Here is a 17,352-nt window from a genome sequence, read left to right on the forward strand (position 1 = left end):
TGTCAGTTCAGCGCCGGCAACCCGTCGAGCGGCGGGTGGTCGTCCAGCGCGTCCTCGGCGGTCGCCAGTTCCTCGCGGACCCGGTCGAGGTCACGCTCGACCGCCCCCGAAGCGACCCGTTCGCGCTCCTCGTCCGAGAGCTGGGTTCGGGCCCGTGCGCTCTCGCGGAGACGCTCGTAGTCGTCTCGGCGCGGCAGGTCGCGGACTGCTCGCAGGCGGACGACGCACTCCTCGTCGGCGAACCGCGAGACCACCGCGAGCAGTTCGCGGGTCCGCCAGCGCAGTTCGTCGGCAGGGCGGGGCGGCCACGCGACGGTCAACGGGTCGGCGTCGAGACGTTCGAGGTACGTCCGGTTCGTGGCGACCGCCCCCTTGAGCGCCCGCGGGTCGTCGACGTAGTGGCTCAGCTTCGAGTTCGAGTAGTCCGCGAGGTCGAGCAGGTCCGGGAGCGGCTTCTCGGCGGCGGGGGCGGCGGCGACGAACTCACGGAGACGCTGGGGCGGAGCGTCGAACCCGACCAGCGGGTAGTCCGCGGCGGCCGTCGCCACGAGGTCGAGCAGGTCGCGGGTGCTCGTCTCCCGACGGTAGCTCGCAAACGCCTCACGGACCGCCTCGTCGTAGGACGCGATGGGGTCGCGGAGCCGTTCGACGGGCGCCTCGAGGTCGGCCGCGCCGAGTCGCCCGAGGTCGGCGAGGCGGTCACGGCGCTCTCGGAGGTCGTTCCGGCGAGCGAGGACCGCACGGCGAGCGTCCCGGTAGGCCCCGCGAGCGGACTCGTACTCCTCGAGAAGGTCGGCGAGGTCGGCCACGGGGGCGAGCGCCTCGCGGGCCCGGTCGAAGTCACTGGTCGAGAGGGTCTGTTGCTGGAGCGCCTCGTCGGCGTCGTCGAACGCCTCGCGTTCCGGGAGGTCGTCGTCGAGTCCGTCGATGACATCGGCGACCGCCTCCTGGAAGGCGATGTACTTCTCGAACTCGCCGTAGCCGGTGGCTTCCTCCTCGTGGCGGTCCAGCGTCGCCACGAGGTCGCGGTAGGCGGTAGCCGCCCGGTCGAGGTCAGCGCGCCCGACCTCGGCGACACGCTCGCGGGCGGCGTGGAGGCGCTCTGCGGCCCGGTTCAGGTCGGTAGCCAGCGACGCGGTGTCGCCCTCACCGACCGAGGCCGCGTCACTCATACACCTCGTCGGGGTCGAAGACGCGTTCCCCGACGGTCCTCACCCCTGCTGTCGCGCCCGCTCCGTCGGCGTCGACCGACTCGATCGACCGGTGGAAACAGCTCTCGTGGCCGGTGTGACACGCCCCGCCCTCCTGGTCGACGAGGTAGAGCAGCGCGTCGGCGTCACAGTCGACACGCACCTCCCGAACGCGCTGGACGTTGCCGCTCGTCGCTCCCTTCTGCCACAGTTCCTCGCGCGACCGGGAGTAGTAGTGTGCCAGCCCCGTCTCGTGGGTTCGCTCGACGGCCTCGGGGGAGGCGTAGGCGAGCATCACCACCTCGCCGGAGTCGGCGTCCTGCGCGACGGCGGGGACCAACCCGTCGTCGCCGAACTCGATGTCGACGGTCATGCCCGAGAGAACGCGGACCGGCCGAATAGGCCTTTTGTCGTCGCCACCGGGAGCGGCCGACCCGACCGACTCGGCCGACGACCGGCCGTTCAGACGAGACCGACCGCCTGCAACGCCGCGAACAGCAGGTCGCCGTAGACGAACGCGACGAGCAGACCGACGAACATCGGGACGATGAACGGGAGACCGGGGCTGAGCCACACCCGGTCGCGCTCGACGAGCACCTCGATGCCCGCTCGGAGGCCGTCGGGAGTCGTCCCGTAGGCGTCGCCATCGATGTCGGCGAGGAAGGCGGCCGCCCCCCACGGGTCGTCGAACGGTTCGGCGGACGAGGCGTCGGTCTCGGCGCGGGCCGCCTGCGCGTCCGACACGTCGGAGACGACCGCACCGCCGTCGGTCGCCACACGCTCGTCCTCGATGGCACCGTCACCCGGCGCGGACGTCACACCGACGCTGGTGGGGTCGCGGTGGGCTTCGGGTGCGTCGAGGAGCGCTCGGAGGTCCGTCCCGCGCCAGCGCAGGTACATCCGCAGGGCGTCGAGGTCCAGACCAGCGCGTGAACGACCCTCGGTCGTCTCCAGCAGTCGTCCGTACTCCGCGTCGACGACGGCGCTGTCGACGGGTTTTCCCAGGAACATCAGCACCGAGCGGTGGCCCGCCAGCAGGTTCCGCACGCCGAGGACGAGCGGGTAGGCCAGACCGACGAGCACCGTGTTCGTGAGGACGGTCAGCGAGAAGACGCCGAGCGAACTCGGTTCGAGCGGGAGCACCGCTCCGGGGAGGTAGTACGTCGGATACGTCGGCAGGAGGACCGCGAGGGCGATGAGCGCCTTCGCGTCCGCACCGCCGAACCCGCCCAGTCGCCAGAAGAGGAAGCCGAGCGGTGCGACGATACCGAGACTCACGACCGCTCGGACGGTGAACGCGTAGCGCTCGAACGACCCGGCGGGGGCCGACAGCGCGGCCCACCCCTCGACCGCCAGCAGGACCGCCCCGAGGACGAACAGCGGGAGCCAGGTCACGTTGGCGACCCGGCGCGTCCGCAGGTCGTGGTACGCCGCCCAGGCGAACACCGGGACGGCGAGGAGTCGGAGCAGGTCCGGGACGGAGGCGACCTGCGTGACGCTGTCGAGGAACACAGCGACGCTCACCTCCCGATCGGATTAAAACTTCAGGGAACGTGTGTTTACCCGCGCAACTGCTCGACCTGGTGGCGACGGCGCTGGAGGTCGACCGCCGGCTGGAGCGACCCCTGCGCGGAGAGTCGGTCGAGCAGCATCAGCGGGTCCGATCCCTCGTGTTCGACGACGTCCATCGCCGCGTCGATGTCCCGGCGGTGCAGTGCCAGCGAGTCGAGGTAGCCGACGGCGAGCGCCATCGCCGCGCCGGCCTCGCCGGTCGGGAACTCCTCGCTGATACGCTCGAACTCCGTCTCGCTCGGCGCGCTCTCGGCGTCGTGGAGGGTGAGACAGCGCGAGCAGATGGCGGCCACGCCGGAGTCGTCGGGCGCGTGGTCGGCGAGTTCGTCGGGGACGGAGAAGGCCAACAGCGGTGCGTCACAGTGCGGACAGAGGTCGCTCATACGTCGAGATTCGGGGCCTCCGTGAAAAGGGTGGTAGAAATGCAGGTGAGTAGCGGTGGGTCGCCGTGGTAGCAGTGCGGCCCTCGATTGTGCCGCGAGCGAGTGCAACGAGCGAGCGGGGTGATTGAACCGTCGAGCGGAGCGAGGCGGTGACCGAATCCTTTTGCTCCAGCGTTTACACTGCCGGGGCCGGAGCGACCCGGCGCGTGGATAAAAGGTGGGCGTTAGTCGTCCGCCGTAATCGTCTCGCGTTTGATCTCCTCGTCGCCCTCGGTGACGCCGGCCTCGGCCTTCTCTTCTTCTTCTTTCTTGGCCTTGATCTTCTTCATGCGGAAGATCTCCTCGCGCTCTTGCTCTTCGAGTTTCTGCTCGATGTAGTCCTGTGCGTCGTAGAGGTCGGGGAGGAGTTTGAACTCCAGGGCGTTGACGCGGCGCTTGGTGGTCTCGATCTCCTCGAGCATCTTCTTCATCGCCGTCTCGACCTCGGCGGCGAGGATGATCTGTTCGAGCAGTTCCTCGTAGGCCTCGGCGGCCTCGTCGATACGGGCGGAGGTGCCGACGACACCGTAGCCACGCTGGTCGAGGCTCTTCTTGACCTTCGAGGACTCGATCTGCGGGACGACGACGCCCATGATGTTCTTCGACTGCGTGGTGATCTCGGGGTGTTCTTTGAGTGCGGCGGCGGCCCCGCGGACGGCGACGTCGCCGTCCATCGCGCGGGCCATGTTGATGTTGCGCTGGGCGTCGGTGTAGGCGTCGTCGAGGTCCGAACGGACGTCCTGTGCCTGGTCGAGGATGTCCATGAACTCCATGATGAGGCCGTCACGCTTCTTCTCCAGCGTCCCGTGACCGCGCTCGGAGAGGTCGATGCGGTCCTCGATCGCCATGAGGTTCTTTCGCGTCGGCTTGACGTCCTTGGCCATGTTGCGTCGTTCTTCCAGTTTGTGGGACTTACGCCTTTCCACTCCGTACCGGGTGTCGACATCCGGTCGGTCACAGTTATCACCTCGCCGCCGAGTCCGGCGACGGTTCCACGTCTCTGCGCTCGCTCGGGGAGTCTGCTGTCCGGAGAGTGTACCCGATAGCGAACATCGTCAGCGCCAGTCCACAGACGATACCGAGGGTGACGAACTCACGTCCGGGGATGGCCGGGGTAGCGACGTTCGCGACGAAGATGGCGGATGGGACCGCCAAGAGAACACTGACAGTCCGGGAATGGACGCCGGCACGGAGGCTAGCTACACTGAACGACGAGAACGCCAAGAGACTCCCGGCGATGATTCCGGGGAAGACGAACGCGAGCGGTAATCCACCGATTGCACCCCCACGCTCTACGGCAGCCCCCGTGACGAACGCGGCGAGAGACGCCCCACCCAAGAATACGAACGCTACCAGGCCGAGGACGGCGAAGACGCCGCCAGCACGGGCCAACCAGCGGCTCCGGTCGGAAAGTCTGGGATACAAGCCGAGCAGTCCGACGAGACCGGCGACCCAGCCAGCGGCGATGAACGCTTCTCCCACGAGCAGGTCGAGGCGGTCCGCGCCAGTCACCATACCAGCCACTGCGAACGCCGCGGCGACGCCGAACAGCACTGCGGCGACGAGGAACAACCGCGGACTCCGTAGTTCGAGTGCACCCCATCGAATCGCATCATTCCGTGTCATGACGGTTACGTACAGAGACGAGACAGCAATAGCTGTAATCCGTATGAAATTATGGTGGTTCTATCGACCAGTTCGTACCGTCGGCTTCGGCCACCGGGCCGGACGGGTGGCCGCCGAGTCGTCACGGGTCAACGAACTGGTGCGAGGAGGGCGACCACGACCGGGAGTTACGTACCCCTACCACGTAGCGAGTGTATGACGGCCGACAGTGGGAGAGAAACGACATCGGCACTGTCACCCGACGACGCGTTCGGCGTGCTGGGCGACGAGACCCGCCTCGATATCCTACAGACGCTCGGTGCGGCCGAGCGACCGCTCGCGTACTCCGAACTGTTCGAGCGGGTTGAGTACGACGACGCCTCGAACTTCAGCTACCACCTGGACAAACTCGTGGGGCACTTCGTCCGGAAGCGAGACGAGGGGTACGACCTGTGGGAGGCGGGGCGACGCGTGGTCGAGGCCGTCCTCGCGGGGGCGGTGACCGACACCCCCGTCGTCGAACCGACACGAGTCGACGAACGGTGTCCCTACTGTGGTGCTCCCATCGAGGTGGGCTTTCAGCACGCCCGTGTCGAGATGAACTGCACCGAGTGCCCCGGTTTCATGCGGCACGCGCGGTCACAGGACAGACGGTTCACCGACTACGGAACGCTCGGATTCTTCCTGTTCCCACCGGCAGGCATCCGTGGACGAACCGCCGATGGGGTGCTGGAAGCGGCCTGGACGTGGCGACACGCCGATTTCCTGGTCGCGAGCACCGGAGTCTGTTCGCGCTGTTCCGCACCGCTGGACCACTCGGTGACCGTCTGCACGGACCACGACGCCTCGGCTGGCTACTGCGAGCTGTGTGAACACCGCTACGCAGTCCAGTTCCACACACACTGTCGGAACTGTAATCGAACGAGTCACCTCATCGCGCCGGGATGTTTGCTGGCCACCACCGAGTTGCTCGCGTTCTTCACCGAACACGGCATCAATCCCCCTGGCTCCCGAACGCCTCGACAGGGCGTTACAGTCGCTCACGGACTACGACGAGGAAGTCGTCTCGGTCGACCCGTTCGAGGTTCGCCTCACGTTCACCGTCGACAGCGAGGCACTCACCCTGACCGTGGACGACGACCTCTCGGTCGTCGACGTCACGAGGCAGGCGGCTTCCGAATCTACCGATGGCTGAGCCCGCTGCTCGTGGGACACCGTCCAGCACAACTCTCGTGAGAAAAACGAAAGAACGAGCGAACCACCGAGTCCGTCAGTCCGCGGTCGCTTCGACGGTCTCGGACTCGTCTTCCTCGTAGTACTTCTCGATCTCCTCTTCGTCGACGCGGTTGAGTTCCGACTTGGGGAACATCGACAGCAGGTCCCACGCGACGTCGAGGGTGTCCTCGATGGAGCGGTCGGTGTGGAAGCCCTGGTCGACGAACTCCTTCTCGAAGCGCTCTGCGAAGTCGAGATACCGGTTGTCACGCTCGTCGAGCGCTTCACGACCGACGATGTTCACGAGGTCACGCAGGTCCTCACCCTCCGCGTACGCGGCGTAGAGCTGGTCGGAGACACCGGCGTGGTCCGAACGGGTCAGCCCCTCGCCGATCCCGTCGTCCATCAGTCGCGAGAGGCTCGGCAGCACGTTGACCGGCGGCTGGTAGCCCTGCGAGTTGAGGTCGCGGTCCATCATGATCTGCCCCTCCGTGATGTAGCCCGTCAGGTCGGGAATCGGGTGGGTGTCGTCGTCGCCGGGCATCGTGAGGATAGGAATTTGAGTGACCGAGCCCTCACGACCCTCGATACGACCGGCACGCTCGTAGATGGTGGCCAGGTCGGTGTACATGTACCCGGGGTAGCCACGTCGGCCCGGTACCTCCTCACGCGCGGCACCGATCTCGCGCAGCGCCTCGCAGTAGTTGGTCATGTCCGTGAGGATGACCAGTACGTGGTAGCCCTTGTCGAACGCGAGGTACTCGGCGGTCGTGAGCGCCATCCGCGGCGTGACCGTCCGCTCGACGGCGGGGTCGTCCGCGAGGTTCGTGAAGACGACCGAGCGTTCGAGCGCGCCGGTGCGCTCGAAGTCGTCCATGAACTCGTTGGCCTCCTCGGCGGTGATACCCATCGCGCCGAACACCACTGCGAACTCGCTCTCGCCCTCGCCGTCCTCCGCGACGTCCTCGGGGACGGTCGCCTGTCGGGCGACCTGCAGTGCGAGGTCGTTGTGGGGGAGCCCCGACGCCGAGAAGATGGGCAGTTTCTGCCCACGAACCAGCGTGTTCATCCCGTCGATGCTGCTCACACCGGTCTGGATGAACTCCTCGGGGTACTCGCGTGCCGTCGGGTTGATGGCCGCACCGACGATGTCGCGGCGTTCGTCCGGGACGATCTCGGGACCGCCGTCGATGGGTCGACCGGACCCGTCGAGGACGCGACCGAGGAGGTCCTCGGTGACGGGCATCTTCAGGGTCTCGCCGAGGAAGCGAACGGAGGACTGACGGTCGATACCGGAGGTCCCCTCGAACACCTGTACGGCGACGAAGTCGCTGGTCGATTCGAGCACCTGTCCACGACGGACGTCGCCGTTGGGGGTCTCGATCTCGACCATCTCGTCGTACCCGATCGGCTCTTCGGTCTCGACGAACACCAGCGGGCCGCTGATCTCCGTGATGGTTTTGAATTCCTTCATGGTTAGTAGAGGTCGCGCAGTTGCGCGGTGAGCTCCTCTTTCAGGTCTGCGATGTACTCCTCGTAGTCCGAGGCGGTGCCCATGCGGTTGAGCTTGGGGGCGGCCTCGACGGACGTGATCTCGGGGACCGGGACGCCCGCGTCGAGCGCCTCGAACCCCTCGTCGTTGAACGTCTTGATGGCCGTCAGCATGAGGAACGTCTTCTCCGGCGGGCAGTAGCGGTCCTCGTCGTGGAACGCGTTCTGCTGGAGCCACGCCTCACGCAGGTAGCGTGCGACTTCGAGGGTGAGCTGCTGGTCCTCGGGCAGTGCGTCCTTGCCGACGAGCTGAACGATCTCCTGGAGTTCGCCCTCCTCGTCGAGCGTGTCGACGGCCCACTGGCGCGTGTCGGCCCAGTCGTCGTCGATGTTGTCGACGAACCACGGGTCGAGCTGTTCGCGGTACAGCGAGTACGACTCGTTCCAGTTGATCGCCGGGAAGTGCCGCCGTTCGGCGAGGTCCGCGTCCAGCGCCCAGAACGTCTTGACGATACGCAGCGTGTTCTGCGTCACCGGCTCCGAGAAGTCGCCGCCGGGCGGCGAGACGGCCCCGATGACCGAGATGGAGCCCTCGGTGCCGTTCATGTTCTCGAAGTAGCCGGCACGCTCGTAGAAGCCGCTGAGGCGAGCGGCGAGGTACGCGGGGTACCCCTCCTCGCCGGGCATCTCCTCCAGTCGGGAAGAGATCTCGCGCATGGCCTCGGCCCACCGCGAGGTGGAGTCGGCCATCAACGCGACGTCGTAGCCCATGTCGCGGTAGTGCTCCGCGATGGTGATACCCGTGTAGACACAGGACTCACGCGCTGCGACGGGCATGTTCGAGGTGTTGGCGATGAGGCACGTCCGACTCATCAGCGGGTTCCCGGTCTGCGGGTCGGGCAGTTCCGGGAAGTCCTCGATGACCTCCGTCATCTCGTTGCCGCGCTCGCCACAGCCGATGTAGACGACGATGTCGGCGTCGGCGAACTTCGCCAGACTCTGCTGGGTGACGGTCTTGCCCGACCCGAACGGGCCGGGGATGGCCGCGGTCCCGCCCTTCGCGAGCGGGAACAGGCCGTCGAGGATGCGCTGACCGGAGACGAGCGGCGTCGTCGGGGTCTGCTTGTCGACGGTGGGACGGGACTTCCGAACCGGCCACTCCTGGCGCATCGTGATCTCCTCGCCCGAATCGAGGGTGACGACGGCCTCGGTGACCGTGAACGACCCCTCCTCGACGGACTCGACCTCGCCGCCGGCGAAGTCGGGTGGCACCATGACCTTGTGGTCGATGCTCTCGGTCTCGGGGACGGTGCCGACGACGTCGCCGGCTTCGAGTTCGTCACCGACCGCGACCTCGGGGGTGAACTCCCACTCCTTCTCGAGGTCGATACCGGGGGCGTCGACCCCACGGTCGAGGAACGCGCCCATCTGCTCTTCGAGCACGTCCAGCGGGCGCTGGACGCCGTCGTAGATGGTGTCCAGCATGCCCGGCCCGAGGTCGACGCTCAGCGGTTCGCCCGTGTTGAGCACGGGTTCACCCGGCGAGACGGCCGACGTCTCCTCGTACACCTGAATCGTGGTCAGGTTCCCTTCGATTTCGATGACCTCGCCCATCAGCCCTTCGTCGCCGACGTAGACGACGTCGTTCATCCGGGCGCCGAGGTCCGTGGCGACCACGACGGGGCCGCTCACGCTCTCGATGACACCGTCGGCGTCATCGATGTCGATGTCTTGTGCTTGACTCATTGTTGGTCCTCATCCATCAGGTCGATGCCGATGGCGCGTTTGATCTGCTCTCGAAGGCCGCTGCTGCTCCCGCTCCCACCGAGCGTGACGAGCACCGGTTCGACGCTCGTCTCCACGCTCTTGCGCGTGTTCCGCGAGAGGTGGTCGAGGTCCTCGTCGTGCATCACGATGATGCCGACGTCCTCTGCGGCGAGCATCTGCTCGACTGCATCGTCGAGCTCCTCGGCCTTGTCGTCGTCGGGAACGTTCGCAAAGCGGCGCACACCCGCGAGTCGGAACCCCGTCGTGAAGTCGGGGCTGCCGACGACGGCGATCTCCTGGCTCATTGGACGACCAGCTCCTCTTCGATCTCTTCGGCCGTCAGGCCGGCTTCCTTCCCGCGTGCGATGGCCCGGATGTTGTCGACCTCGCGCTCCTTCGCGAGGATGTACGCGAGCACCGGACAGACCGACAGCGGGTAGCGGTTCGACAGCTGACCGGAGTACTCCAGCAGCGCCCGTTCGAGCGCGAGTTCGAACTCGATGAGACTGCCCGCGGCGTCGAGGTCGTCGAGCGCGCGGTCCAGGTCGTCACCGTACGTCGAGGTGCGGATGCGCTCGACGAGCTGGTCGGGGTTGTTGACGAGCCCCTGAATCTCGGTCGGGGAGAACAGCCGCCCGCCGGGGATGTAGTACTCCGCCGGGTCGATGTCCGCGCCCGACCGCGAGAGCCGGAGTGCGTTGCGCATGTTGCGGAAGTCGATTTCGGCCTGCAGGAACTCGACGTAGAGCCGCGTCGCACGGTCGGGCTCTGCCGGCACGTCCGCGAGCAGCAGCTGGTAGTACGCCCGGTCGACCGCGTTCTCCAGCGGGACGAGCACGCCGGCCGCCTCGTAGTCCTCGTAGGCGGCGACCAGCGGGTCCTCGTAGATGGTCCCGTCGAGTCGCTCGACGATCCCCTCGATGGAGTCGGCCTCCAGCAGACGGTCGATGGTCCGTGGCGGGAGTTCGCCCGCCCGGATGAGGTCGTCCTCTATCTCCTGGCGCTCGGAGTCGGCGTAGACGCCGCGGATGACCGTCTTGATGTTCCACGCGTCGAACTTCCGCAGGTAGCGGGCGATGTAGTCGTACAGTTTGCCCTCGGCGAACCGGAGCAGGTCGTTGAAGTGCTTCGCGAGGTTCCGGTTCAGCGCGTACTCGATGAGGTCGACCCCCGAGTAGCGCGCGCCGAGCGCGTTCATCTCGGCTTCGTACTCGCTCTCCTCCATGAAGCGGGCGATCTCTCCCGGCCCCATGCGAACGAGTTTGCGGTAGTCGTCCGCGTCGAACAGCGCGGCCCGACGGGACTTCGCGCGAGTAGTGACGTACTCGTAGTTCGATGCCTCGTTGCTGGCACTCATCGTTCGTCGAACAGCTCCGAACTGACCTCCCGGAGGTTGTCCTCCCAGACGTCGTCGAGGACGGAGTCGAAGGTGTTGTTCACACGAACACGCGACCGGTCGCTCTCGACGACGACGCCCCCGAGGCAGTCGCGCTCCCCGGCGAACTCGTAGTCGTCGTAGTCGGCGAGGATGTCCGTGATGAGCGCCTCGTCGTCCGCACGGCCGTAGACGCGAACCGTCGCGTCGTCGGCGAACTCCGTGGCAGCGTCCTCGAGCAGCGCACGGGTGAGCTCCTCGCGGCCCTCCTCCATCGACGCGGTGCGCTGTTCTGCGGTCTCCCGGACGTCTTCGAGGACGTCACGGCGCGCTTCGAGGCGCATCTGCTTGGCCTCGAGTTTCGCGCTGGAGAGCGTCTGCTCGCGTTCCTGTTCGATCTGTCGTTGCACCGCCTGGCGTCGCTCTTCGAGGATATCCTCGGCGTCGGCCTCGGCGTCGGCGACGATCCCCTCGGCACGCTCATCGGCGTCCGAACGGATCTGTTCCGCACGCGCGCGGGCTTCGTCTCGGATGTCCTCTACGACCGTATCAAGGCTCATGACGTGGAGAAAACGGTGTGGTGTTTACCCAGCCACGAAGAGGGTGACCAGCGCGAGGATGACCAGCGTCTCGGGAAGGACCGTCAGAATCAGGCCCCGACCGAACAGGCTGTCGTCCTCGGCGACGGCGCCAACGGCGGCCGCACCGATACCGCGCTGGGAGTACCCCGCACCGAACGCTGCGAGACCGACGGCGAGTGCCGCGGCGGCCTGCGGTGGGATTGCGGGAGAGGAGGCGGCCCCTTCCTGAAGAAGCGGTGCAAACGACGTGACGAACATGACGAATTGCTCTAGCATGGTTCCGTGTATGGTTCGCTCGTAACCGAACGGTTCAGAATCACCTCAGCGCATCCATAAAGCTTCCCAAGTTCGTCTACGGATATCGGCCCGTACTCCGGATGTGTCGCGCTACCACGAGTGATAGCCGTCGCTCCCGAACGAGGAGGACGGAGAGGAAGTCGAGCCGAGTCAGTCCTCGGTGGTGTAGTGGCGTTCGTAGCCGAACGGCGAGTACTCCTCGCCGCCACCCTCGAAGAACTTGCCGAAGAACTCGACGTACTCCAGTCGCACGGCCTGCAGGCCGGCGCTCGTGATACCGAGGACGAGCACCAGCGCGTGGCCGACGACGAGCAGGAGGATGCCCCCGATGGCCCCGAGGAGCACCGCGACGGCCCCCTCACCGTTGACCAGACCGGGGAAGATGAGCGCCTCCTGACCGTACTCGGCGGTGACCTCCGCGACGCTGTAGCCCTCCGTGAAGATGAAGTGCCACTCGCCGTCGTGTTCGTAGGCACCGAACACGAGCAGGTTGACGACGAACGCCATCCCCGCCTTGGCGAGCAACACCGCCGCGAGTCGCGTGTACGACAGCACGTTCACCAGCACGTTGAGGAACTCGACGACCTCGATGGGCGAGGCCATGTAGAGCATGACGATCCCCACGAGGAACACGATTATCCACGCCGAGATGGCAGTGCCACCGACGAACGGGAGTGCTCCCGGAATCGTGAACAGGTCGAACGCCGGCAGTCCAGTGAACCCGAGGTCCACGGGGTTGCCGTTGAAGACGCTGTCCTCACCGACCATGAAGCCGGGCGAGGTGCCTTCCAGCGCGTAGCTGAAGATCCAGCCCCACAGACCGAACATCATGACGAGCCACGACCCGGATTCGAGCACCGCCTCACCGAGGCCGTGGTCGAGGTGCTGGTAGAAGTCGACGATCCAGCCGATAGCGAGGTGGATGATGCCGAACAGCACGCTCACCGTCAGCCACAGCAGGGCGTACTCCTCGTAGGCGGGTTGGAGCCCCTTGTGGAACGGTGGGTGGCCGTTGAACATGACTTCACCGAGCACGTGCAGTCCGAATATCTCCCCGTACAGGATGCCGAAGATGGCGGTGAACACACCGGCGAAGATGCCGACACCGCCGAGACTCTTGACGACGTCGCTGTCGAAGCGCGTCGCCAGGAACCAGCCCAGCGCGATGTAGAGCAGACCGTAGCCGAGATCACCGATCATCAGCCCGAAGAAGATGGGGAACGTCAGGAAGACGAAGATGGTCGGGTCGATCTCGGAGTACTTCGGGCGGTTGATGACCTGCACCAGCGCCTCGTAGGGGCTGACGCCCGACGGGTTCTTCTGGACGACCGGCGGGTTGGTGTCGGTCCGGCCGTGGACGCCGCGTTCGGCGCTCACGTCCGACCCGCCGTCGGCCCGGACCTGCCCGCCGTCCGCCGCCGTCGGGTCGGGCGTGCCGGGGGCGTCCCGACCGCCGACCTCCTCGCGGCTGATGACCTTGCCCTCACCGTCGTACTGGGCGCGTTCGAGTTCGTCGACTTCGACGTGGTCGCCGACCTCCTCGTAGAGGCCCTCGGCGAGGTCCACGAACCGGGTCGTCGGAATCCAGCCCTCCGCGACGAAGGCGTTCTCCGTCGTGGCGAACGAGAGCGGTGCCTCGCGACGCTCGACGTCGATGGCGAGCGTCTCCTCGGCGGCGAGCAGGAACCCGCCGACGTCGAGACGCTGTTCTTCGAGTCGGTCGTCGACCGTCCGGAGCTTCGACTGGAGCTGTTCGCGCTCGTGTTCGAGTTCCGAGAGGTACTCGTCGGGACTCCCCTGTGCGTCGGGAATCGCGTAGCCCGTGAAGTCCGCACTGACGAGGATGTCGTCGAGGTCGTCGGTGCGGGCGAAGACGGCGAGCACGCCGTCCGCGCTGTCGATGCGATAATCGTCGACGTCGGCGTCGGCGAGCGCACGGCGGACGCGCTCCTCGTCGCCCTCACCGACCGCGACCGACAGGCTGTCGTAGCCCTGTAGCAGGTCGAGGTCGATGCCGAGTCGGGCGAACGGCTCCATCGTCGAGATGCGGTCCTCGACGGCACGGAGTTCGTCGCGCAGGTCACTGCGCTGGTCGTCCAGGTCGTTGACCGTCGTTCGGATCTCTTCGAGTTCGTTCTCCAGGGCGTCTTCGGTGACGATGCGGGCCGGTCCCGCGTCCTCGTCTTCGACGCCGAGGATGCTCTGGAGCGAGCGCACGGTCACGAGTTTCTCGGAGGCGGCGTCCGCGCCCTCGGCGGGCGATCCGGAGTCGAACCCCGCCCACGCACCGTCGTAGTCGGTGACGTGGAGCAGTCGGAGGTCGTGGACGGTCTCGATGACGTCGTCCATCACGGCTTTCGAGCCGGTCACCGAGACCCGGCTCATCCGCTCAGGTCTGAGCATGGACAGCCTCCGTGAAGCGGTCTAACACCTCCTCGACGACCTCTTCCTCGCGGCTCGACGCACGGTTCTCGAGCTCTTCGCGCTCGGCACGGCCACGTTCGAGGATGGTCTCGCGCTCCTCCTCGATCTGTGCACGGGCCTCTGCGAGGCGTTCGGTCTCCATCTCGTCGGCCTCGGCACGCGCCTGTTCACGGATCTCGTCGGCGCGGTCACGAGCCTCCGAGATGCGCTCGTCGCGGTCGGCTTCCGCCTCCTCGACGATCTCGTCGGCCTCGCGCTCGGCCTGCTTGATGCGGTCCAGGACCTCGGGTCTCGCCATAATTATGTCAGGCGGAGGTTGGTCAAGGGCCTATTTGCATCTTGCCATCCCACCTTTTCACCACGCGCCGGGGTCGCGGGGCGACCCCGGCAGTGTAAAAGCTGGACCAAAAGCCTCGGTCACCGCCTCTCTCGTGCCTCCGGCACTCGTTCGACGGTTCGGTCGGCCCGCTCGCTCGCTTCGCTCGTTCACGGTACGGCGTACCGGTGTCTCCGCAACCGTACGGCCGGGAGCGTGGACTGAGCGATAGCGAAGTCGCGCGACTCGGGGAAGGGCAGGGCTGCCGTGCCGTGGCGGCCTTAGCGGGTGAAAGACGAGCGGTCTCGTGTGTGCCTCGGCGACGCAAGCACTGCAGTGAGCGGTAGCGAACGAAGTCGTTCGAGAGAGCAAAGCTCTCTCGTGATGACGAAAGGCGCGGCGCGCCTTTCGAACCACGCACAGCGAGCCGCGGCCCACGAGAGCGCGAGGGCTTCAGAGACGTTCAACCGATTCGAGCGGTCCCGTCGAACGAAGCCGGAGATATCGCTGCTAGCCGCGAATCCGCAGAACTAAGCGCACGACCCCCCTACTCACGGGAAAATGGGAGTGCTCGAAAACAAGGCCCGGGCGCGGCTGTTCTACAAGTACCTCTCGAAGGTGTACGACGAGATCAACCCGTTCATCTGGAACGAGGAGATGCGCACCGAGGCGCTGGACCTGTTCGGCATCGAGGCGGGCGACGTGGTGCTCGACGTCGGCTGTGGCACCGGCTTCGCCACCGAGGGCCTGCTCGAACGCACCGAGCACGTCCACGGCCTCGACCAGTCCATCCACCAACTGGAGAAGGCGTGGGCGAAGTTCGGCAAGAACGAGCAGGTGAAGTTCTACCGCGGCGACGCCGAACGCCTCCCGTTCGCCGACGACACCTTCGACGCGCTCTGGTCCTCGGGCTCTATCGAGTACTGGCCGAACCCCGTCGCCGCCTTAGAGGAGTTCCGCCGCGTCGTCGAACCCGGCGGAGCCGTCCTCGTCGTCGGGCCGAACTACCCCCACTCGACGGTGTTCCAGAAACTCGCCGACGCCATCATGCTGTTCTACGACGAGGCCGAGGCCGACCGCATGTTCGAGGAGGCCGGCTACGAGGAGTTCGAACACCACCTCCAGGGGCCGAGCTACAACCCCGAAATCGCCATCACGACGGTGGCGAAAGTACCGGAAGCGAAGGCCGAAGAGCCGCTCGCGGCCGACGACTGAGCCGCCGAGGACCCTTTCTCCGTGGTACGACGCCGTCCCCGGCGTCACGCCGTCGCCGGACAGTCCGCGACGAGCGACGCGTCGTGCCACAGTCGGACGCGGACCACGTCGCCCGCGTCGAGTCGTGGGTTCGTCCCCGCGAGCGCGAGCGACGCGCTCGTTCCCGCCGTCCACCGCCGGGACCACGCGCTGTTGAACGGACCGGTGGGGCCGCTCTCGAAGCCCTCGCTGGCGAAGAAGGGGACCGGTGGCTGACGGGCGAGCGGGACGCCGTTCACGGATACGCGTACGCGGAGCGTGGCCGGGGTGAGCGTCTCGCCACCGCGATGCGTGAGTGTCAGTCGGTCGGCCTCGGCGTCGGCCGAGCAGTCCATCGACGCCGTCGCCGGTGGCGAGAGGTCCGTCGTCCCGACGCCGGCGACGAGCGTCGCGCTCAGAACGCCGACGAGGACGACGGTGATGGCGACGAGGAGGAGGACGCCGACGACCGGTGTGAGCGCTCGGCGGTCGACGGTCGGTCGGCGGGAGCGAACGGAGCGCACACGAGACGCTGGTCGCTCGATAGCACTTCAACGTTCGCCGGCGGGAGACGGACGAGGAGAACGTGAGCGGTCGACGACGCGGTCAGTTCCGGGCGAACCGGACGATGGTCACCGTCTCGCCGTCGTGTTCGGCGCGGACGACGAAGCTGTTACCGTACGGCGTGACCGTCCAGAGCTCTCCGTCGTCACCCGTCTCGCCGACGGGTCGGCCGTCGATGGTGACGTTCGCCGGGACGCGCTCGCCCGTCTCGTCGGTCACGGTGACGTTGAGCGGCCCGCCACGGTGGGTCTGGCCCAACCCGACCGTGAGGCCGTTGGAGGCGTTGGTCTCGGCCGTGTATCGAACCGGGAGTCGGTCGAGTATCGACCGCTGGTGGTCGGCGAACACACGTCCGCTCTGCCCGTCGAGGAAGACGGTCGTCCGTCCCTGCGGGTGGGTCTTGTCGGCCCGGTAGGCACCGCCGTAGCCGTTCAGGTCGGGAAGCTCGTTGGTAGAGGAGAGCGTCCACGGGTACAGCGTCCTGACACGGTCGAGTGCGTCGTAGATGTCGTCCCCGTAGCGGTCGTCCCCGGTCGAGACCCGACGGACCGACCCGAGATACGTCTCACGGACGTACACCTGCTGTGTACCGTCGGCGAGGTACGTAGCCAGCGAGAACCCCGTGTCGGTCGTCGTCAGGTGGACCTGGAGGCGTTCTCGGTCCCCCGAGTACGCCGCCTGAATCTCGTCGCGGACGGGACTGCGGAGGGCGAAGAGGTCCGCACGGACGCCGGCGTACGGGTCCCGATTGCGCTGGCCGGTCGCCGCCTGCCAGCGGTTTCGCACGTCGAAACTCAGCTCCCACAGCACGTCGGCCTTGGCGTCGATCTCGGCGAGCGTCCGGAGGTACTCCTCGGCGGTGATGTCGCCGTCGTTGTACGCACGGAGCGCATCACGTTCGCGTTCGCGGAGGTCGGCGGTCCGGTTCTCCAGTTCGTTCCCGTAGCGTTCGACGACGGCACGGCGGTCCTCGCGCGGTGTGGCGCGGTAGGCGTTCGTGAACGCCTCGACCGAGAACGACCGTGTCGTCGCCTCCACGTCGGTCGCCACCGCAGTCGACACGTCGAGCGTCGTGTCGTTCTGTGAGATGGTGACGACGTCGCTGGCGTTCAGCGAGAGGTAGTTCGAGGAGTTGTCGACGCAGCCGACGTTCGGGTCGTCGACACAGGACTCCGCCTGTGTGGGGTCGACGGCCGTCGGTGGGGAGGGCGAGTCGGTCGCTGGGAGGCCCACGATGCCCATCGAGAGGACACAGCAGACCGCGAGGACGACCGAGAGCGCACGGGACATCGTGCGAGTG

General features: G+C 66.8%; 18 protein-coding genes. 2 read left to right on the top strand and 16 right to left on the bottom strand.

Annotated features, from left to right (window positions below):
• Positions 1 to 2: 2 nt before the first annotated feature.
• The 6 genes from GQS65_RS09035 to GQS65_RS09060 form a co-directional block, all read right to left on the bottom strand.
• Positions 3 to 1,172: a DUF7118 family protein gene (locus tag GQS65_RS09035; RefSeq protein ID WP_158204287.1), complete on the bottom strand. Its 1,170-nt coding sequence runs from the start codon at positions 1,170 to 1,172 to the stop codon at positions 3 to 5.
• Positions 1,165 to 1,563, bottom strand: a complete 399-nt coding sequence (hisI, locus tag GQS65_RS09040; RefSeq protein WP_158204288.1) for a phosphoribosyl-AMP cyclohydrolase — start codon at positions 1,561 to 1,563, stop codon at positions 1,165 to 1,167. The genes GQS65_RS09035 and hisI overlap by 8 nt, the downstream gene beginning before the upstream one ends.
• An 89-nt stretch (positions 1,564 to 1,652) precedes the next feature.
• A complete protein-coding gene (locus GQS65_RS09045) occupies positions 1,653 to 2,702 on the bottom strand; it encodes an A24 family peptidase (RefSeq protein WP_368280000.1) in 1,050 nt (349 codons plus the stop codon).
• A 47-nt stretch (positions 2,703 to 2,749) separates the two neighbouring features.
• On the bottom strand, positions 2,750 to 3,145 hold the full coding sequence (locus GQS65_RS09050; protein ID WP_158204289.1) for a DUF6276 family protein: 396 nt from the start codon (positions 3,143 to 3,145) through the stop codon (positions 2,750 to 2,752).
• 224 nt (positions 3,146 to 3,369) lie between these two features.
• Positions 3,370 to 4,068, bottom strand: a complete 699-nt coding sequence (locus GQS65_RS09055; RefSeq protein ID WP_158204290.1) for a V-type ATP synthase subunit D — start codon at positions 4,066 to 4,068, stop codon at positions 3,370 to 3,372.
• Between the two features lie 79 nt (positions 4,069 to 4,147).
• On the bottom strand, positions 4,148 to 4,756 hold the full coding sequence (locus GQS65_RS09060) for a hypothetical protein (RefSeq protein ID WP_158204291.1): 609 nt from the start codon (positions 4,754 to 4,756) through the stop codon (positions 4,148 to 4,150).
• A gap of 249 nt (positions 4,757 to 5,005) precedes the next feature.
• Between GQS65_RS09060 and GQS65_RS09065 the strand changes: the two genes are divergently transcribed.
• Entirely contained in the window at positions 5,006 to 6,025 is a 1,020-nt protein-coding gene (locus tag GQS65_RS09065) for a winged helix-turn-helix domain-containing protein (RefSeq protein ID WP_158204292.1), read from the top strand.
• Between the two features lie 34 nt (positions 6,026 to 6,059).
• On the opposite strand, the gene GQS65_RS09070 is transcribed toward GQS65_RS09065, so the two are convergent.
• From GQS65_RS09070 to ahaH, 8 genes are all read right to left on the bottom strand, one after another.
• Positions 6,060 to 7,478, bottom strand: coding sequence for an ATP synthase subunit B (locus tag GQS65_RS09070; RefSeq protein WP_158204293.1), 1,419 nt, complete (start codon positions 7,476 to 7,478; stop codon positions 6,060 to 6,062).
• A gap of 2 nt (positions 7,479 to 7,480) precedes the next feature.
• The gene (locus GQS65_RS09075) at positions 7,481 to 9,241 is read right to left on the bottom strand and encodes an ATP synthase subunit A (protein WP_158204294.1); all 1,761 of its coding nucleotides are present in this window, start codon (positions 9,239 to 9,241) and stop codon (positions 7,481 to 7,483) included.
• On the bottom strand, positions 9,238 to 9,567 hold the full coding sequence (locus GQS65_RS09080) for a V-type ATP synthase subunit F (protein WP_158204295.1): 330 nt from the start codon (positions 9,565 to 9,567) through the stop codon (positions 9,238 to 9,240). The genes GQS65_RS09075 and GQS65_RS09080 overlap by 4 nt, the downstream gene beginning before the upstream one ends.
• A complete protein-coding gene (locus GQS65_RS09085; protein WP_158204296.1) occupies positions 9,564 to 10,619 on the bottom strand; it encodes a V-type ATP synthase subunit C in 1,056 nt (351 codons plus the stop codon). Before GQS65_RS09085 ends, GQS65_RS09080 begins: the two co-directional genes overlap by 4 nt.
• Complete coding sequence (locus tag GQS65_RS09090) at positions 10,616 to 11,197, bottom strand: V-type ATP synthase subunit E (RefSeq protein ID WP_158204297.1); 582 nt, start codon at positions 11,195 to 11,197, stop codon at positions 10,616 to 10,618. The genes GQS65_RS09085 and GQS65_RS09090 overlap by 4 nt, the downstream gene beginning before the upstream one ends.
• Positions 11,198 to 11,221: 24 nt before the next feature.
• Positions 11,222 to 11,494: a F0F1 ATP synthase subunit C gene (locus GQS65_RS09095; protein ID WP_158204298.1), complete on the bottom strand. Its 273-nt coding sequence runs from the start codon at positions 11,492 to 11,494 to the stop codon at positions 11,222 to 11,224.
• Positions 11,495 to 11,665: 171 nt separating this feature from the next.
• Positions 11,666 to 13,918, bottom strand: a complete 2,253-nt coding sequence (locus tag GQS65_RS09100; RefSeq protein WP_158204299.1) for a V-type ATP synthase subunit I — start codon at positions 13,916 to 13,918, stop codon at positions 11,666 to 11,668.
• The gene (ahaH, locus tag GQS65_RS09105; protein WP_158204300.1) at positions 13,905 to 14,237 is read right to left on the bottom strand and encodes an ATP synthase archaeal subunit H; all 333 of its coding nucleotides are present in this window, start codon (positions 14,235 to 14,237) and stop codon (positions 13,905 to 13,907) included. Before ahaH ends, GQS65_RS09100 begins: the two co-directional genes overlap by 14 nt.
• 579 nt (positions 14,238 to 14,816) lie before the next feature.
• On the opposite strand from ahaH, the gene GQS65_RS09110 reads away from it, so the two are divergent.
• Positions 14,817 to 15,470: a methyltransferase domain-containing protein gene (locus GQS65_RS09110; protein ID WP_158204301.1), complete on the top strand. Its 654-nt coding sequence runs from the start codon at positions 14,817 to 14,819 to the stop codon at positions 15,468 to 15,470.
• 44 nt (positions 15,471 to 15,514) lie between these two features.
• Here the strand turns inward: GQS65_RS09110 and GQS65_RS09115 are convergent, their stop codons facing one another.
• Complete coding sequence (locus GQS65_RS09115; RefSeq protein ID WP_368280003.1) at positions 15,515 to 16,012, bottom strand: type IV pilin; 498 nt, start codon at positions 16,010 to 16,012, stop codon at positions 15,515 to 15,517.
• A gap of 82 nt (positions 16,013 to 16,094) precedes the next feature.
• Positions 16,095 to 17,342 carry a DUF7096 domain-containing protein gene (locus tag GQS65_RS09120; protein ID WP_158204302.1) on the bottom strand — a complete coding sequence of 416 codons (1,248 nt, stop codon included), beginning with the start codon at positions 17,340 to 17,342 and terminating at the stop codon, positions 16,095 to 16,097.
• Between the last annotated feature and the right edge of the window lie 10 nt (positions 17,343 to 17,352).

This window comes from Halomarina oriensis, from assembly GCF_009791395.1.
GTDB lineage: Archaea > Halobacteriota > Halobacteria > Halobacteriales > Haloarculaceae > Halomarina > Halomarina oriensis.

What these genes read in the sequence shown, in the direction of transcription:
- GQS65_RS09055 (WP_158204290.1), bottom strand. Translation starts at nt 4,068, where the DNA reads ATGGCCAAGGACGTCAAGCCGACGCGAAAGAACCTCATGGCGATCGAG.
- GQS65_RS09080 (WP_158204295.1), bottom strand. Translation starts at nt 9,567, where the DNA reads ATGAGCCAGGAGATCGCCGTCGTCGGCAGCCCCGACTTCACGACGGGG.
- GQS65_RS09075 (WP_158204294.1), bottom strand. Translation starts at nt 9,241, where the DNA reads ATGAGTCAAGCACAAGACATCGACATCGATGACGCCGACGGTGTCATC.
- GQS65_RS09035 (WP_158204287.1), bottom strand. Translation starts at nt 1,172, where the DNA reads ATGAGTGACGCGGCCTCGGTCGGTGAGGGCGACACCGCGTCGCTGGCT.
- ahaH (WP_158204300.1), bottom strand. Translation starts at nt 14,237, where the DNA reads ATGGCGAGACCCGAGGTCCTGGACCGCATCAAGCAGGCCGAGCGCGAG.
- GQS65_RS09050 (WP_158204289.1), bottom strand. Translation starts at nt 3,145, where the DNA reads ATGAGCGACCTCTGTCCGCACTGTGACGCACCGCTGTTGGCCTTCTCC.
- hisI (WP_158204288.1), bottom strand. Translation starts at nt 1,563, where the DNA reads ATGACCGTCGACATCGAGTTCGGCGACGACGGGTTGGTCCCCGCCGTC.
- GQS65_RS09095 (WP_158204298.1), bottom strand. Translation starts at nt 11,494, where the DNA reads ATGCTAGAGCAATTCGTCATGTTCGTCACGTCGTTTGCACCGCTTCTT.
- GQS65_RS09065 (WP_158204292.1), top strand. Translation starts at nt 5,006, where the DNA reads ATGACGGCCGACAGTGGGAGAGAAACGACATCGGCACTGTCACCCGAC.
- GQS65_RS09090 (WP_158204297.1), bottom strand. Translation starts at nt 11,197, where the DNA reads ATGAGCCTTGATACGGTCGTAGAGGACATCCGAGACGAAGCCCGCGCG.
- GQS65_RS09085 (WP_158204296.1), bottom strand. Translation starts at nt 10,619, where the DNA reads ATGAGTGCCAGCAACGAGGCATCGAACTACGAGTACGTCACTACTCGC.
- GQS65_RS09120 (WP_158204302.1), bottom strand. Translation starts at nt 17,342, where the DNA reads ATGTCCCGTGCGCTCTCGGTCGTCCTCGCGGTCTGCTGTGTCCTCTCG.
- GQS65_RS09110 (WP_158204301.1), top strand. Translation starts at nt 14,817, where the DNA reads ATGGGAGTGCTCGAAAACAAGGCCCGGGCGCGGCTGTTCTACAAGTAC.
- GQS65_RS09100 (WP_158204299.1), bottom strand. Translation starts at nt 13,918, where the DNA reads ATGCTCAGACCTGAGCGGATGAGCCGGGTCTCGGTGACCGGCTCGAAA.
- GQS65_RS09070 (WP_158204293.1), bottom strand. Translation starts at nt 7,478, where the DNA reads ATGAAGGAATTCAAAACCATCACGGAGATCAGCGGCCCGCTGGTGTTC.